Source organism: Bacillus bingmayongensis (genome assembly GCF_000299035.1).
In the GTDB taxonomy this organism is placed as follows: Bacteria; Bacillota; Bacilli; order Bacillales; family Bacillaceae_G; genus Bacillus_A; species Bacillus_A bingmayongensis.
In genome coordinates, this window is sequence record NZ_JH921518.1 from 1,219,042 (window position 1) to 1,233,602 (window position 14,561).

Sequence of the window (14,561 nt, forward strand, 5' to 3'; positions counted from 1 at the left end):
ATAAAAATATTTTCTCTTTATTTTCTTGCCCTCTTCATACTATAATTTAGTATGTAACTATTATAAGAGAGGTAAAAACATGAAACGTGAAACAAAACAAGAATATGCATTGTTTACTGCTTGGGGAGCTTCGTTTATCGCTACACTTGGAAGCTTATATTTTTCCGAGATCATGAAGTTTGAGCCTTGTGTACTTTGTTGGTATCAACGCATTTTTATGTATCCATTTGTTTTATGGCTTGGTATTGCAGTTGTAAAAAAAGACTATCGCATTGCTACATATTCTTTACCAATTGCAAGTATCGGTGCCTGTATTTCGCTATATCATTATGCAATTCAAAAGGTTTCTGCATTCTCAGAAGCAGGAGCAGTATGCGGACGTGTGCCTTGTACGGGAGAATATATTAACTGGTTTGGGTTTATTACCATCCCGTTTTTAGCACTTATCGGATTTATCACGATTGCTATTTGCAGTTTAATTGTAATCAAAAACAAATAAGGAGATGAAATAATGAAAAAAATGCTTATCTTCGGCGGTATTATTATCGTTTTATTTGCAGCTATTTTAGCCGTAACAAATATGGAAACAAATAAGAAAGAAAGTTACTATACAAATAAAATTTCGGCCGATGAAATCCGTAAAAATAATGAAGAGAAAAAAGAACAAACAGTTTATTTTTATCAAACAGGTTGTGTACACTGTGAAAAAGTTTCACCTATCGTTGTTCCAATGGCAAAAGATATGAATATCGATATGAAAGTCATTGATATTTTAAACGACAACCCAACTTGGGATGAATATAAAATTGAAGGTACACCAACAATTATTCATTTTAAAGATGGCAAAGAAGTAAGTCGTATTCATGGCGAAAAGCCAAAAGAAACTTTTGAAAAATGGTTTAAGGAAAACAAAAAGTAACAAGAAAAGGAAACTTCCTCTATACATGAAACGTGTGTAAAATCCCACACTAATGTATAAGGAGGGGATCTGATGCCAGAAGTACGATGTTCTGTTTCCAATTGTTCATTTTGGGGACAAGGGAACTTTTGTCAAGCAAATGCGATCTTTGTTCAGCCTGATGATCAAAACACAAATCAGCCAAATAATGACTCTTATACAAACGCGGCCTTAACAGGTGAAACACTTGAAAGTTCTGCGGCAACAAGCGTTGAAACATGCTGTCAGACCTTTAGATCGAAATATTAATACATGAATCCCCATTTCCTTTTGAAATGGGGATTTTTCTTTCTTTTCTCCCTCATATCTTTCATAATATGTATAAAGTGAAGGCTTTTACGGGCAGCTCCCACCACCTAACTTCTTTGCTTTCGCTGAATTTTGAGTTGGGGGTCTTACTGCCCGCAAATAGCGGGATAAACATAATATTTGAGGGGCGAACAAAAATGAGACATGTTTTTTGTATCGGAGAATTACTAATCGACTTTGTATGCCGTGATATTCATTCACCATTAACAGATGGTAATCTTTTTGAAAAGAAAGCTGGCGGAGCTCCCGCAAATGTAGCAGCTGCTATTGCAAAACTTAGTGGTTACTCCTCCTTTATGGGACAAGTCGGCAATGATCCATTTGGTGATTTCCTTGAAAGAACATTACAAGATGCACATGTGAATACCTCTATGCTTATAAAAGAAAAGCAAACAACACTTGCTTTTGTATCAATTGATAAAGAAGGAGAACGGGATTTTACCTTTATCAGAGGAGCTGACGGTGAATATACATTTGAAGATATTGATCTTGCTACCATCAAGAAAGGTGACATACTCCACTTTGGATCAGCAACTGCATTACTACCAGGAAATTTAAAAGAAACATATATCAAACTTTTACACCATGCCAAACAGCACAGCATGTTCATTTCCTTTGACCCAAATTATCGTGATGCATTAATCAAAGATATCCCGCAATTTCGAAAAGATTGCCTGATTTTCATTTCAAATGCACACTTTGTCAAAGTAAGCGATGAAGAAGCAATATTATTAACTATGGAAACAGATATGTATCAAGCTGCACAATTATTATTGTCATATGGAGCAAAATGTGTTGCAATTACGCTTGGAAAAAACGGGACACTTCTTGCAACAAAAGAAAAACAACTCATTATCCCTTCTATTATCGTTCAGCAAATAGACACGACTGGTGCAGGTGATGCTTTTGTTGGAGCAATGTTATATCAATTTTCAAACGAAGAATATAAGCTCCTACCAAACTTTACAACTCTAAGTCATTTTGTGGCATTTGCAAATAAAGTAGGTGCCCTAACTTGTACAAATTATGGAGCAATTGCTGCTCTTCCAACACTTAAAGATATAGAAGCATACCGCTAAAGGTATGCTTCTACATCATAACAATCCCATATTTCCAGGCATCATGCATCACCGTCATGTACACAATCAATATAAAAGCGGTTCCAAATAATGTTACCCTGCGATATATTCCATCTTCCCCTTCTCTCGCTTCAACAAAGGACCAAATAAAGCCAACTAAAAGCACTAAATCAATATAAGTAATGTAAAGATCAAACATAAATGATACATACAAATAAATAATGAATAAACAATTTGTTAACAAAAAGATTTTAAATGCAAATTGGCTATTCCCTTTTTTCATAACGCGCCCGCCCCCAATCTGTACTGTATTATATTCACAAGAACAGAATAGTTGCGATTGGACCAACTAATTTACACTTTTCTATATAAATTCATTTTGTTTTTTCAACATATAAGTCGCTGCTATGAAGAATAACAGGTGACCTGCACTCGTTTTCTCTCTTTATTCTAACTTTGCACGGAGCAAAAAAGCTCTGACCACTTCTATCCGCGGCTGGATCCTCTCTTCCCACCCAAAAGGAAAGGCTTTATGTCGTTTTTCAATTTGTATTTATATAATAAATAAGCTATCGTCTATTTACGATAGCTTTTACGGTACATTATATTTCCGTTTATAAATATTACTTAAAGTAGAATAAGGCACTTGCTCATAACGAATTTTTTCACCTGTTTCATCCATAATATACAAATTATTACCTATATAATAGCTTCCATTTTTTCCGCGAGAATAAACAGCATATTGTTCATTTGGCAATACCGTTTTTACTTTCGTAAATTGACCATTTGGTTCTTGCCAATATATATTCATACGATCTACAAGTGTTAATATTCCAATTTGTTCTTCTTCTATTATACGTCCATTCCAACTTGTAACACGATATCCAAGCTTATGCGCTGCATATTCTGGAGATGTATAAAACTGAGAAATAATTACTTTGGTTTGTAACGATACCCGGTCATATAACCATTGTATGTCTCGATCATGCATACGAATACAACCGTTTGATTCCCTTCTTCCAATCGATCCTTCTCGATTTGTACCATGAATTGCATATTCTTTTTCATTTAAACCAAGCCACCGTGTTCCAAGTGGGTTATTCGGTGCACCACCGGGAATTTTTTTTCGGTGATATTCTTTATTTTTATATTTGTTAATAATACAAAATGTTCCTTCAGGAGTTGGTGTGTTTTGTCTCCCTGTTGTTACCGGGAATGTCCTTATATAATTTCCATTTTCAAAAAAAGATAGCTGATTTGTCGTAAGATTAATCAGTATTAAATGGTCTGCACTAGCAAAAGTATTGATTGGTAGACAGAAAAAGAGTATTACAAATAAACATACTTTTTTCATTCATATCCCCCCGAGCATCCCCTTTAAAATTGACCATAACATATGATGGTACAGTTAGTTTTTACTACGAGCTCTATTCTTATGAATGAAAATACAAGGCCCCTTCCTGGTTATTTTTATCCGTTCACAATTACACCGCCATTCACATGAATAATCTGTCCGGAAACATACGTGGAATCTCCTGAAGCTAAATATACATAAGCAGGTGCTAATTCATATGGCTGTCCTGGTCTTTTCATCGGTACATTGCTTCCAAATTCAGATACCTTCTTCTTATCGAAACTCGCTGGAATAAGCGGTGTCCAAATCGGTCCTGGTGCAACGCCATTTACACGGATTCCTTTTTGAACTAACGATTTTGCAAGTGAACGAGTAAAAGCAACAATCGCTCCTTTTGTTGCAGAATAATCAATGAGCTGCTCATTTCCTTCATACGCTACAATAGAAGCTGTATTTATGATTACATCTCCCTCTGTTAAATGTGCAAGAGCGGCTTTTGTAACGTGAAAATAAGAAAAAATATTAATGCGAAATGTTTTTTCAAGTTGCTGTGCTGTAATATATTCCAAACTTTGCTGTGGATATTGCTGTGCAACATTATTTACAACAATATTTAAACCACCTAGCGTCGAAGCTGCTTCTTTTACAATATGCTGACAATGTTGTTCACTACTTAAATCTCCTGAAAGTAATATGCACTTTACACCTTGTTTTTCCACAAGTCTTGTCGTCTCATTTGCATCTTCATGCTCATCTAAATAAGCAATAGCAATATGTGCCCCCTCTTTAGCAAAAGCAATGGCTACCGCCCTTCCAATTCCACTATCTCCCCCTGTAATGAGTACATTTTTTCCTTTTAATTTTTCACTGCCACGATAATTAGGATCTTCATACTCTGGGAGAGGGTTCATAATTGATTCAATCCCTGGTTGTCTATTTTGATGCTGCGGTGGTAATGTTAAAAACTTCTTTTGTTCTGACATCCACTATTCCCCTTTCATATTTCTCTCTTTTATGATGTACACAATTATGAAAAGTACTTATATAAAACCGAAATATAAGGGCATTTTTTTGATTAACATTCGAAATTAAGACATAAAATATGAATTGTTATAAATTTTTTTGTGCAAAACTCTTGCAATATGACTTAAAAACGAATATTATATATAACTGTTGTGAAAATTATTCGTAAACAGAAAGGATGTTTATATGTTTAACCTTTCGAAACATAAAACTTCTATTAAAACTGAAATTATGGCAGGTATTATTACCTTCTTAACAATGGCATATATCATTGTCGTAAACCCTGTCATCCTCGGGGATGCAGGTGTTCCGTTTGAACAAGCATTTACAGCGACAATTATTGCAGCTGTTGTCGGAACATTATTTATGGCAATCTTTACAAATTTACCAATTGCAATTGCACCGGGTATGGGACTTAACGCTTATTTCTCTTACTCTGTTGTAAAAGCACATGAAGGAATGACATTTGCAATTGCATTCTCTGCTGTATTCGTAGCAGGTATGATTTTAATTTTGCTATCATTCACATCTTTCCGTACAAAATTAATGGAAGCAATTCCTGAAAACTTAAAACACGCAATTACTGCTGGTATTGGCTTATTTATTGCTTTTATCGGTTTACGCATGACAGGGATTGTAGTAAAACATGAATCAAACTTAGTTGGGCTTGGAGATCTTCATTCTGCTCCAGTATTACTAGCGTTAGCTGGACTTGGAATCACACTTATTCTTATGTCCTTAAATGTAAACGGCGCATTATTCTTCGGAATGTTATTAACAGGAATTATCGCTTATTTCACAGGACAGTTAACATTCTCAAAAGGCATTACATCAATGCCTGGATTACCAGAAGGAATTATTGTTTCTAATCCAATTACAGCTGTTTCTGATGTTATTAATTACGGGTTATACGGCGTAGTATTCTCTTTCTTCCTTGTTACACTATTCGATACAACAGGTACACTACTTGGTGTTGCTCAGCAAGGTGGATTTATGAAAGATGGCAAACTTCCAAAAGCTGGACGAGCTCTTCTATCTGATTCTTTCTCAGCAACGATTGGTTCTATGTTCGGAACGACACCATCAACAGCATATATTGAATCATCTGCAGGTGTTGCAGCTGGCGGACGTACTGGTTTAACAACAATTACAGTTGCTGTACTATTTGCAGTTGCTGCATTCTTCGGCCCTCTAGTAGGTGCTGTTTCAGGTGTTTCAGCGATTACATCTCCATCGTTAATTATTGTTGGTAGCTTAATGATGGGATCTGTACGTCACATTGATTGGGATACATTCGACGAAGCATTCCCTGCATTCTTAGTAATCTTAAGCATGCCACTTACATCAAGCATCGCAACAGGTATTGCACTTGGATTCATTTCATATCCACTTATGAAAATGGCAAAAGGACAATTCCGTGCTGTTCATCCACTTGTATACGTATTTGGTATTTTGTTTGCTTATCAATTGATTTTCTTACCGCATTAATAAAAAAGCCTTGGTTCGTAAATTTCATGAACCAAGGCTTTTTCTAATATTTCTCATTCATTTGCAATTCTTTACTATACTTTTGGATTAAAAACGAAGAAATAAACATCACCAGTCCCGTGCTGAAACCAATTAGTTGATCTAATAAAAGTTCGTCATGAATCATAAAGCGTAATAAAAATACTCCACCAAAAATGAGCATTGCCAAATATCCAATGTGTCGAATTCCTTTATATACATTTTCCACATATATCATTCCTTCAAACATTATATCCATATTATACCACATATTGAACTAGAATAGATTTTATATTCAATCTATTCCCGAAAACAAAAAACCTCTTAAAGAGGTTTTACATTCATTAACTTTGTAAAAATGCCTGCAAATCCGCAAATTGTCTTGCCGCATCTTTATATCCTTGCTCATATAAATTTTGCAGTTTTTGTGGGTCTTTTTCCATTCGGTCTACTTGCAATGGTACTTCTGGACGAATGACAAATAGATTACCAGCTAACTCTTCTTTTTCAATATAGTGAAGTGTCTCATTGTATACTTCATAACGAGAAAGCATCGTATTGACAAGATTAGGATATTTTTTATAAGCCTTCGCTGCAATCCATCCAAATTTTGATTTTTTCTTAACATATCCATGATTTCTCGTTAAAATAACAACTGATTTCTCATAGCCATCTTTCTGTGCTTTCCGAACTGGGATTGGATCCGAAATTCCACCATCCAATAATTGTTTACCATGGTAATTTACAACTGGTGCGATAAATGGCAATGAGCTAGAAGCTTGTAGTAATGTCAATGCATCTTCATTTGTTCCTTCTTTTTCAAAATACATTGGTTTACCTGTTTCACAATCTGTCGTCCCTACTAGAAAACGCTCTGCGCTATTAAAATATGTGTCAAAATCAAATGGCACATGCTTTTCTGGAATTTCATGAAAAATAAAGTCCATATCAAATAGTTGCCGTTTTTTCCATAAATTTTTGTAAGATAAGTATCTCGGATGTGTTGCATAATCAATATTTACTGTTTTATTCCGATTTCTTTGTCTTGAAATATATGACGCCGCATGACACGCCCCTGCTGAAACACCAATAATATATGGAAAATATAAATCCTGTTCCATAAAGTATTCTAGTATTCCACCTGTATATACGCCGCGCATACCGCCGCCTTCTAATACTAAACTCGTATTTTCAAGCATTGCTTTCTCTCCTCTTTATATATATAGACTCTTTAATTATTCATCTTGTTAAGTATCTCTTTCTATTATATATGAGTCTTTACAAAAACCATATTCAGAAGGCTTAATGTGAGCAAAAAAATTCTTCCTCTACTTTTCTAAATGAGCTCCTACATCCTTTACAAACCTTTGAATAAATGATAATTCCTCTTCTGTATACTGATCTAAAAGTAACAACCACTTCTCTTCAGCTTGTTGATGCAGTTTCTCATGCGCCATATAAATTTCATTTCCGCTATCTGTTAAACGGAAAAATATTTCTTTTTGATTATCTAACATTTTCATCTTTTCAACGAATTGTTTATTAAACAATTTTGTACAAATTTTAGAAATTGCTCCCTTTGTCATTCCCATCTCTTCCGTAATCGCTGTCACATTCATTAAGCCTTTTGTTCCTATGCATTGGATTACGTGTAGTTCTGATAGAGACATACCACTTACACCTGTCTCACGAAGAAAAAGCTCATCATTTTCCTTCATATGCTCTTCTTTTTTATGAAAAAGTGTACGAATATCCGAAAGTATTTCTATTTGCCTTAATGTGCGGTCCAAGTCGGATCCCCTCCATGATACTTTATAAGTTTCCACAGAAACAATTTATCTATATACCATTGTAAAATTATTTTTTTATCTTTACAAGCAAGAAAATAATGTTACAATTATTTTAGTTTCCAAGGAAACTAAAATAAGGAGGTTTTATTATGAGACATTCATTATCTTCATCTAAATTAAAATCCATTCTATACATTGTTTGCATGAGTGCTCTATTAGGATCTTTCGCACAAAATATTTACACACCGGTCTTACCAATGATTCAAAATTCCTTTCACACCTCTCTTTATCTTGTAAATTTAACTGTCTCTATTTTTACTTTTGTTCTTGCAATTATGCAGCTTGTTTACGGACCATTAATTGATGCAAAAGGACGAAAATATATTCTTATTCGAAGTCTATTCATTGGTACTATCGGTTCCATTGTTTGTGCCTTTACAACAAACATTTATTTATTTCTTATTTTTAGAGCCGTTCAAGCGTTAGGAATAGCTGCCATTCCTGTTATAGCTGCTACTATTATTGGTGATTTATTCGAAGGAAAAGAACGTGGGAAAGCAATGAGTACATATCAAATGCTACTCGCCCTCGCCCCTGCAGTAGGCCCCCTAATAGGCGGCTATCTTGGAAACATAAATGGTCACGTATCTATTTTTCTATTCTTATCTACAATTGGCGTATTCCTGTTAATTGCAAATATTACATTGCTTCCAGAAACAAAACCGGCTACGCCTAAAGCAGCTAGAAAAGCAGATCATTATCGGAGTATTTTAAGAAATAACACTGGATTTTCTATCGCAATTATTGGCTTTATGCAGTTTTGTATTTATTTCTGTTTCCTCGTTTTTTTACCTAACATATTAACAAATTTATTTCATCTAAATGCAGGGGAGATTGGACTTACGTTCGTACCAATGTCCTTATGTATTATGCTAGGAAGTTATTGCTACAAGTTTTCACAAATATTACTCTCAACAAAACAAGCTTTACTTCTTACTAGTTTTTTTAATATCGCATGCGTTATCCTATTCTCTTTCGTATATCATATAAATATCCCAATGCTTATTGTGGCTACATCCCTATACGGTTTTAGCATGGGATTATCCATGCCGACTCATACCACTTTATTGACAGAAGAATTTGTAGAAGAAAGAGCAACTGCCATTGGAACCTATAACTTCATTCGTTATATTGGAATGGGCACAGGACCAATTGTAAGTGGTTTTCTATTATTTAATCAAAATTACTTTTGGATTTTCTTTACAGGGGCGATTGTTTTTCTAATCGTGGTCTTATATGTGATGAAAAAACTAACTCGTTATCACACAAGAAAAAACGAGATTCAAAAAGCTAAATAACAAGCAAAAAAGAGAATGTCCCAAAACAGCTCTTTTACTGCACTTAGACATTCTCGCTTTATGTAGTTTAGGAATAAAGTTTGATTAAAAACACCCCAAAAACTTATATTTTAAAGTGTATAAGAAGAATCTATTTTGAAAAAAGATTGATCAAAACAGATTCTTCTTCAGCAAATTTAAGTTTTTTTATAAAAAGTTTAATCGTTTTAAGATACGTTTTGTCGAGCATTAACACCTATTAGTTGAATACCCAATCATTAATCTAACTCTATATTTTTTATTCAAAAACAATACATTTTTGGATTTAATATTTCGGCTGAATAGGCTTTGAATTCAGATATATACATACCAGCCTTTCCTTTTCATAATTCGCAACACTCTTTAGGTAATTTTATCCAGAATAATATTTTTCAATCGATGAATTATTAATTAGTAATAGCGGTTTTCTTCAGTAGACATGGCAATTGCTTTTGTTTCATGAACTGTACCATATGGATGCTCTGGCGGCGCATAGATAGCGTAAATTTTAAGTGGTATATTACCTATATTGGTTACATTATGCCATTTTCCAGCAGGTATCATAATCGCATAATCATCATAGGCCATTTCTTGAAAATCTAATTTATCTTTACTATCACCCATTTGAACAAGTCCCTGCCCTTCTTCAATACGTATGAATTGATCAGTTGTCGGGTGGACCTCTAAACCTATGTCATCTCCAACATTAATACTCATCAGAGTCACTTGTAAGTTTTCCCCTGTCCATAAAGCGGTGCGGTAAGTATTGTTTTGCTTAGTAGCTTGGTTAATATTCACTACAAATGGTTTTGATCCATAATCTTTTAATCTGATGTTTCCATAATAAGGATTCCAGTTATTATTGTTCCTATCGTAATAATAAGGATTCCAATTATAAATCCAATTGTTGTTATTCCAGTTGGTATGCATTGGATTTTGCCATTGATAGTGATGGCATGATTTACGGTACATATTCATGCTCCTCTCATGATTTCATTTACCTTTTATCCTATGCAGTTGCCTATTTATAGGGATACAACATGGGCAAAAATGGGCAGTAATAAAACAATGACAATACAAAATTATAAACAATTTATATTCAATTTTCCCCTTAATGTTTTATAGTTATTGAAGATAAATGCCCCGTTAACTTAACAAGAAAAGAAATATTCTGTATGTTCACTACATGATTTTGATCAATCTTTTTTATAAACGATCAGACTGTATTATAAATTATCAAACTTTATTTCAAAGAAACACTTTATACTCTCTGATCAGCCACAATATGAATATCGATATGTTTTGTTTGTCTCATAATTTCATTTACAATTGATCCTTTTCGAATTTCTTCCCACCTTGTTCTTGCTGATTGACCAAGTAAGATTTGTGTAACCTGCAATCGTTTCGCAACTTCAATAATGACATCTGCTGGCTTTCTTCCTTTCGCTTCTTCCAATAAAAAAGTCGCATGAAATTGATTCGTCAATGCTTTCCACTCATCGATTGTGTGCCTTTTGCCTGCCGATAATGATTCTATATTTTCTCTTTCTACATTTAACACATATAATTCAGCATTTAACCGGTTGGCCATACGCCATCCACGCCGTATTAATTTCTCCGCTGTTGAACTGTATTGCACACAGACAAGAATTTTCTCTTTTACACCTATTGGCTCCGTCACCGACTGACTAATTTTCTCATCCATATCGTCTGCAACTTCGCGCAACGATAGCTCTCGCAAAGCTCCTAAGTTATTAACCGTAAAAAAATTTTGTAAGCTTTGCTGAATCTTTTCTTCTTTATATATCTTCCCATCTATTAATCGTTTCCTTAATACTTCCGGTGTTACATCAACGAGTTGAATCTCATTCGCTTTCTGTAAAATAAAATCAGGAATGCGCTCTCGTACTTTTACATTCGTTATCTGCTCCACAATATCATGAACACTCTCTAAGTGTTGAATATTAAACGCCGATAAAACTGATATTCCAGCGTCTAACAATTCTTCTACATCCATGTAGCGTTTTTTATGTTTTGAGCCAGGTATATTACTATGTGCCAATTCATCCACAACAACAACCTTAGGTGCTCGCTTTATAATCCCCTCTATATCAAGCTCATAAAATACCTTTCCTTTATAATTCATTTCTTTTAAAGGAACTTTTTCTAAATCAGCAATTGCTTCTTCTGTCTCTTTTCTTCCATGTGTTTCAATTAAACCTATTACAATATCAATGTTCTCTTTTTTCATTTCCTGCGCATCAAACAACATTTTGTAACTTTTCCCTACTCCTGGAGCAGCACCTACATACAGCTTTAATTTCCCACGATTTTGCTGGCGTATATATTCTAAATATTCTTCTGGTGTTCGCCTTTGAAATGTTGGTTTATAGTCATCTGCATACATTACACACACAACCTTTCCTAGTAAACAGCACTACCTCAATCGATTGGATTGAGGTAGCAACGGTACTATTTCATTATTTTCTGTAATTCCAAATTTAATTTCAAGACATTAACACGATCTTCGCCAAATAACCCTAATGCTGCACCTTCTGTTTGAGACTTAATCAGCTGATTCAGCTTTTCTTTTGGAATATTCGTTAATTTCGAAATACGATCGACCTGTACGTAAGCTGCCTCTGGGCTAATATCAGGGTCTAATCCAGATCCTGAATTCGTCACTAAATCCATTGGTACTTCCGTAACTGGAACAGCCGGATTTTTATCCTTCCAATTCGCTACACTTTCTTCTACACGTTTTACTAAATCAGGATTAGATGGTGCATAGTTATTTGATCCCGATGCTTCTGCTTTATATTCTATACTAGAGACACGTCCATGAAAATAACGTGGATCTTTAAAATTTTGACCGATTAGTTTTGAACCAATCACTTCATTTTTTTCATTATATATAAGACTGCCGTCCGCATTATCCTTCATAACCGCTTGTGCAATTCCAGTTACAAGTAGTGGGTATAACAATCCACACAGGACAAGAAATGTAAAGGTGACACGAATGACCGGTGAAAGTATATTTTGTTTTTTAGACATTTTCTTTTCCCCTCTTCCTTAAATAAACAATCCCACAATCATATCAATTACCTTAATTCCGATGAAAGGAACAATAACTCCTCCAAGTCCATAAATCAATAAGTTACGACCAAGTAATGCATTGGAACTCATCGGTTTATACGCAATCCCCTTCATTGCTAATGGAATGAGTAATGGGATAATAACTGCATTAAATATCAATGCTGATAAAATGGCTGACAGCGGTGAAGTTAACTTCATCACATTCAGTGCTTCCATTTGTGGAATTGCTAATGTAAACATCGCTGGAATAATCGCAAAGTATTTCGCTATATCATTTGCAATACTAAATGTTGTTAGCGCACCACGTGTCATTAATAGCTGCTTCCCAATACCTACAACCTCAATAATTTTTGTTGGGTTGGAATCTAGGTCAATCATATTGGCCGCCTCTTTTGCAGCTGTTGTTCCACTATTCATCGCTAATCCAACATCAGCTTGTGCTAATGCTGGTGCATCGTTTGTACCATCACCTGTCATCGCAACAAGTTTTCCTTTATCTTGTTCTGCTTTAATAACTGCAATTTTATCTTCTGGCTTACATTCCGCAACAAACTCATCTACCCCTGCTTCTTTCGCAATTGTTGCCGCTGTTAATGGGTTATCCCCTGTACACATCACCGTTTTAATTCCCATTTGGCGAAGCTGTTCAAAACGTTCGCGCATACCAGGTTTTACAGTATCCTTTAAATAGATTAAGCCATAAATGCGATCATCGACTGCCACTACAAGTGGTGTCCCACCTTCTTTGGAAATTAAATCCGCCTTTTGATTCACATCTTTTGGAATCGTACCACCTTGTGCTTGTACCCACTCAATAACCGCACCAACTGCACCTTTTCTTACTTTTGTACCATCAAGTAGATCTACACCACTCATTCTTGTTTCTGCTTTAAACGGAACAAACTCACCTTGCTCAGCAAGCTCACTGTTATATGATAGAGATTTTGATTTTACATATTCAATTACAGAGCGACCTTCTGGTGTTTCATCTAAAACCGATCCTAATGCAGCCCATTTTGCTAATTGCTCAATTGTTTCGTTTCCTACAGGAAGCAATGTATGTGCCATCCGATTCCCAAAAGTAATAGTACCTGTTTTATCTAAAATAATTGTATTAATATCACCAGCAGCTTCTACAGCTTTACCTGACATCGCTAATACATTAAATTTCGTTACCCGATCCATTCCAGCAATCCCAATGGCTGATAATAAACCACCAATTGTCGTTGGAATTAAACAAACAAGAAGTGCCACAAGTACAGCTGTATCAATCTTGAAACCTAAATAGTTTGTAAAGATAGGTAGTGTCACAACAACAATTAAGAAAATAAGAGTTAAACTTGTCAATACTGTGTTTAAAGCTATCTCATTCGGTGTTTTTTGACGAGCAGCTCCTTCTACTAAAGAGATCATTTTATCTATAAATGACTCACCTGGATTGCTTGTAATCGAAATTGTAATCTCATCACTGACAACCATTGTACCGCCTGTTACCGAGCAAAAGTCACCACCAGCTTCCTTAATAACCGGTGCAGATTCTCCAGTAATAGCTGATTCATCAACAGATGCTAACCCTTTAATAACCTCTCCATCACTCGGAATCATTTCTCCTTGTTTCACGATTACAACGTCACCTTTTCTCAGTTCAGTTGCTGAAACTTGAACAATTTCACCATCTTCTTTTACGACATTCGCAAATACATCTTTCTTCGATTGTTTTAAAGAATCTGCTTGTGCTTTTCCTCGCCCTTCTGCTAATGCTTCTGCAAAGTTAGCAAACAAGACAGTAAATAATAGAATAAGAGAAACTGTTATATTAAACCAACCTGGTATACTACTAGATTCATTCGGAAGAAAGGATAAAATCAAAGTGATTATAAATCCAATTTCCACAACGAACATAATAGGGTTTTTTACCATTACTTTCGGATTCAATTTCGCAACAGATTGCTTCATTGCATGGGTCACGATATCACGATCCATCGTTTTCGCTTGTCTAACCTCATCTTCTACAACATGTACCCGTGATTGATTCACTTGTTTTTCTTTTACCACTACAGGTCTCATCAT

The 14,561-nt window shown here is 35.0% G+C and carries 16 protein-coding genes; 6 read left to right on the forward strand and 10 right to left on the reverse strand.

Annotation, left to right across the window (positions count from 1 at the left end; all coding sequences use genetic code 11):
* Positions 1-79: 79 nt before the first annotated feature.
* From Y7E_RS0120755 to Y7E_RS0120770, 4 genes are all read left to right on the forward strand, one after another.
* Positions 80-499 carry a disulfide formation protein C gene (locus tag Y7E_RS0120755; protein WP_017153192.1) on the forward strand — a complete coding sequence of 140 codons (420 nt, stop codon included), beginning with the start codon at positions 80-82 and terminating at the stop codon, positions 497-499.
* Positions 500-511: 12 nt separating this feature from the next.
* Positions 512-919 carry a thioredoxin family protein gene (locus Y7E_RS0120760; RefSeq protein WP_017153193.1) on the forward strand — a complete coding sequence of 136 codons (408 nt, stop codon included), beginning with the start codon at positions 512-514 and terminating at the stop codon, positions 917-919.
* A gap of 72 nt (positions 920-991) precedes the next feature.
* Positions 992-1,207, forward strand: coding sequence for a DUF1540 domain-containing protein (locus tag Y7E_RS0120765; protein ID WP_017153194.1), 216 nt, complete (start codon positions 992-994; stop codon positions 1,205-1,207).
* Between the two features lie 197 nt (positions 1,208-1,404).
* Entirely contained in the window at positions 1,405-2,346 is a 942-nt protein-coding gene (locus Y7E_RS0120770) for a carbohydrate kinase family protein (RefSeq protein ID WP_017153196.1), read from the forward strand.
* A 10-nt stretch (positions 2,347-2,356) separates the two neighbouring features.
* On the opposite strand, the gene Y7E_RS0120775 is transcribed toward Y7E_RS0120770, so the two are convergent.
* The 3 genes from Y7E_RS0120775 to Y7E_RS0120785 all read right to left on the reverse strand — a co-directional run bounded on the left by Y7E_RS0120775 (position 2,357) and on the right by Y7E_RS0120785 (position 4,683).
* On the reverse strand, positions 2,357-2,629 hold the full coding sequence (locus Y7E_RS0120775; RefSeq protein WP_017153197.1) for a hypothetical protein: 273 nt from the start codon (positions 2,627-2,629) through the stop codon (positions 2,357-2,359).
* A gap of 309 nt (positions 2,630-2,938) precedes the next feature.
* On the reverse strand, positions 2,939-3,700 hold the full coding sequence (locus tag Y7E_RS0120780) for a L,D-transpeptidase (RefSeq protein WP_017153198.1): 762 nt from the start codon (positions 3,698-3,700) through the stop codon (positions 2,939-2,941).
* Between the two features lie 116 nt (positions 3,701-3,816).
* Positions 3,817-4,683, reverse strand: coding sequence for an SDR family oxidoreductase (locus Y7E_RS0120785; RefSeq protein ID WP_017153199.1), 867 nt, complete (start codon positions 4,681-4,683; stop codon positions 3,817-3,819).
* 226 nt (positions 4,684-4,909) lie between these two features.
* On the opposite strand from Y7E_RS0120785, the gene Y7E_RS0120790 reads away from it, so the two are divergent.
* Entirely contained in the window at positions 4,910-6,211 is a 1,302-nt protein-coding gene (locus Y7E_RS0120790; protein WP_017153200.1) for an NCS2 family permease, read from the forward strand.
* Between the two features lie 43 nt (positions 6,212-6,254).
* Here the strand turns inward: Y7E_RS0120790 and Y7E_RS0120795 are convergent, their stop codons facing one another.
* The 3 genes from Y7E_RS0120795 to Y7E_RS0120805 form a co-directional block, all read right to left on the reverse strand.
* On the reverse strand, positions 6,255-6,458 hold the full coding sequence (locus Y7E_RS0120795) for a hypothetical protein (RefSeq protein ID WP_026049291.1): 204 nt from the start codon (positions 6,456-6,458) through the stop codon (positions 6,255-6,257).
* A 115-nt stretch (positions 6,459-6,573) separates the two neighbouring features.
* On the reverse strand, positions 6,574-7,428 hold the full coding sequence (locus Y7E_RS0120800; RefSeq protein ID WP_017153202.1) for a patatin-like phospholipase family protein: 855 nt from the start codon (positions 7,426-7,428) through the stop codon (positions 6,574-6,576).
* A gap of 129 nt (positions 7,429-7,557) precedes the next feature.
* Complete coding sequence (locus Y7E_RS0120805) at positions 7,558-8,019, reverse strand: MarR family transcriptional regulator (RefSeq protein WP_017153203.1); 462 nt, start codon at positions 8,017-8,019, stop codon at positions 7,558-7,560.
* A gap of 149 nt (positions 8,020-8,168) precedes the next feature.
* On the opposite strand from Y7E_RS0120805, the gene Y7E_RS0120810 reads away from it, so the two are divergent.
* Positions 8,169-9,377, forward strand: coding sequence for an MFS transporter (locus tag Y7E_RS0120810; RefSeq protein ID WP_017153204.1), 1,209 nt, complete (start codon positions 8,169-8,171; stop codon positions 9,375-9,377).
* A gap of 429 nt (positions 9,378-9,806) precedes the next feature.
* On the opposite strand, the gene Y7E_RS0120815 is transcribed toward Y7E_RS0120810, so the two are convergent.
* The 4 genes from Y7E_RS0120815 to kdpB all read right to left on the reverse strand — a co-directional run bounded on the left by Y7E_RS0120815 (position 9,807) and on the right by kdpB (position 14,558).
* Positions 9,807-10,367: a cupin domain-containing protein gene (locus tag Y7E_RS0120815; RefSeq protein ID WP_017153205.1), complete on the reverse strand. Its 561-nt coding sequence runs from the start codon at positions 10,365-10,367 to the stop codon at positions 9,807-9,809.
* A gap of 289 nt (positions 10,368-10,656) precedes the next feature.
* Positions 10,657-11,802, reverse strand: coding sequence for a KdpD-like non-kinase potassium sensor (gene kdpDN, locus Y7E_RS0120820; RefSeq protein ID WP_017153206.1), 1,146 nt, complete (start codon positions 11,800-11,802; stop codon positions 10,657-10,659).
* A 65-nt stretch (positions 11,803-11,867) separates the two neighbouring features.
* Positions 11,868-12,449 (reverse strand): K(+)-transporting ATPase subunit C, encoded by a 582-nt coding sequence (kdpC, locus tag Y7E_RS0120825; protein WP_017153207.1) that lies wholly within the window; start codon positions 12,447-12,449, stop codon positions 11,868-11,870.
* 18 nt (positions 12,450-12,467) lie between these two features.
* Complete coding sequence (gene kdpB / locus Y7E_RS0120830) at positions 12,468-14,558, reverse strand: potassium-transporting ATPase subunit KdpB (protein ID WP_017153208.1); 2,091 nt, start codon at positions 14,556-14,558, stop codon at positions 12,468-12,470.
* Positions 14,559-14,561 lie beyond the last annotated feature (3 nt).

Excerpts from the sequence above, each read along its gene's own strand:
- Y7E_RS0120755 (WP_017153192.1), top strand. The coding sequence starts at position 80 with ATGAAACGTGAAACAAAACAAGAATATGCATTGTTTACTGCTTGGGGA.
- Y7E_RS0120760 (WP_017153193.1), top strand. The coding sequence starts at position 512 with ATGAAAAAAATGCTTATCTTCGGCGGTATTATTATCGTTTTATTTGCA.
- Y7E_RS0120765 (WP_017153194.1), top strand. The coding sequence starts at position 992 with ATGCCAGAAGTACGATGTTCTGTTTCCAATTGTTCATTTTGGGGACAA.
- Y7E_RS0120770 (WP_017153196.1), top strand. The coding sequence starts at position 1,405 with ATGAGACATGTTTTTTGTATCGGAGAATTACTAATCGACTTTGTATGC.
- Y7E_RS0120775 (WP_017153197.1), bottom strand. The coding sequence starts at position 2,629 with ATGAAAAAAGGGAATAGCCAATTTGCATTTAAAATCTTTTTGTTAACA.
- Y7E_RS0120780 (WP_017153198.1), bottom strand. The coding sequence starts at position 3,700 with ATGAAAAAAGTATGTTTATTTGTAATACTCTTTTTCTGTCTACCAATC.
- Y7E_RS0120785 (WP_017153199.1), bottom strand. The coding sequence starts at position 4,683 with ATGTCAGAACAAAAGAAGTTTTTAACATTACCACCGCAGCATCAAAAT.
- Y7E_RS0120790 (WP_017153200.1), top strand. The coding sequence starts at position 4,910 with ATGTTTAACCTTTCGAAACATAAAACTTCTATTAAAACTGAAATTATG.
- Y7E_RS0120800 (WP_017153202.1), bottom strand. The coding sequence starts at position 7,428 with ATGCTTGAAAATACGAGTTTAGTATTAGAAGGCGGCGGTATGCGCGGC.
- Y7E_RS0120810 (WP_017153204.1), top strand. The coding sequence starts at position 8,169 with ATGAGACATTCATTATCTTCATCTAAATTAAAATCCATTCTATACATT.
- Y7E_RS0120815 (WP_017153205.1), bottom strand. The coding sequence starts at position 10,367 with ATGTACCGTAAATCATGCCATCACTATCAATGGCAAAATCCAATGCAT.
- kdpDN (WP_017153206.1), bottom strand. The coding sequence starts at position 11,802 with ATGTATGCAGATGACTATAAACCAACATTTCAAAGGCGAACACCAGAA.
- kdpC (WP_017153207.1), bottom strand. The coding sequence starts at position 12,449 with ATGTCTAAAAAACAAAATATACTTTCACCGGTCATTCGTGTCACCTTT.
- kdpB (WP_017153208.1), bottom strand. The coding sequence starts at position 14,558 with ATGAGACCTGTAGTGGTAAAAGAAAAACAAGTGAATCAATCACGGGTA.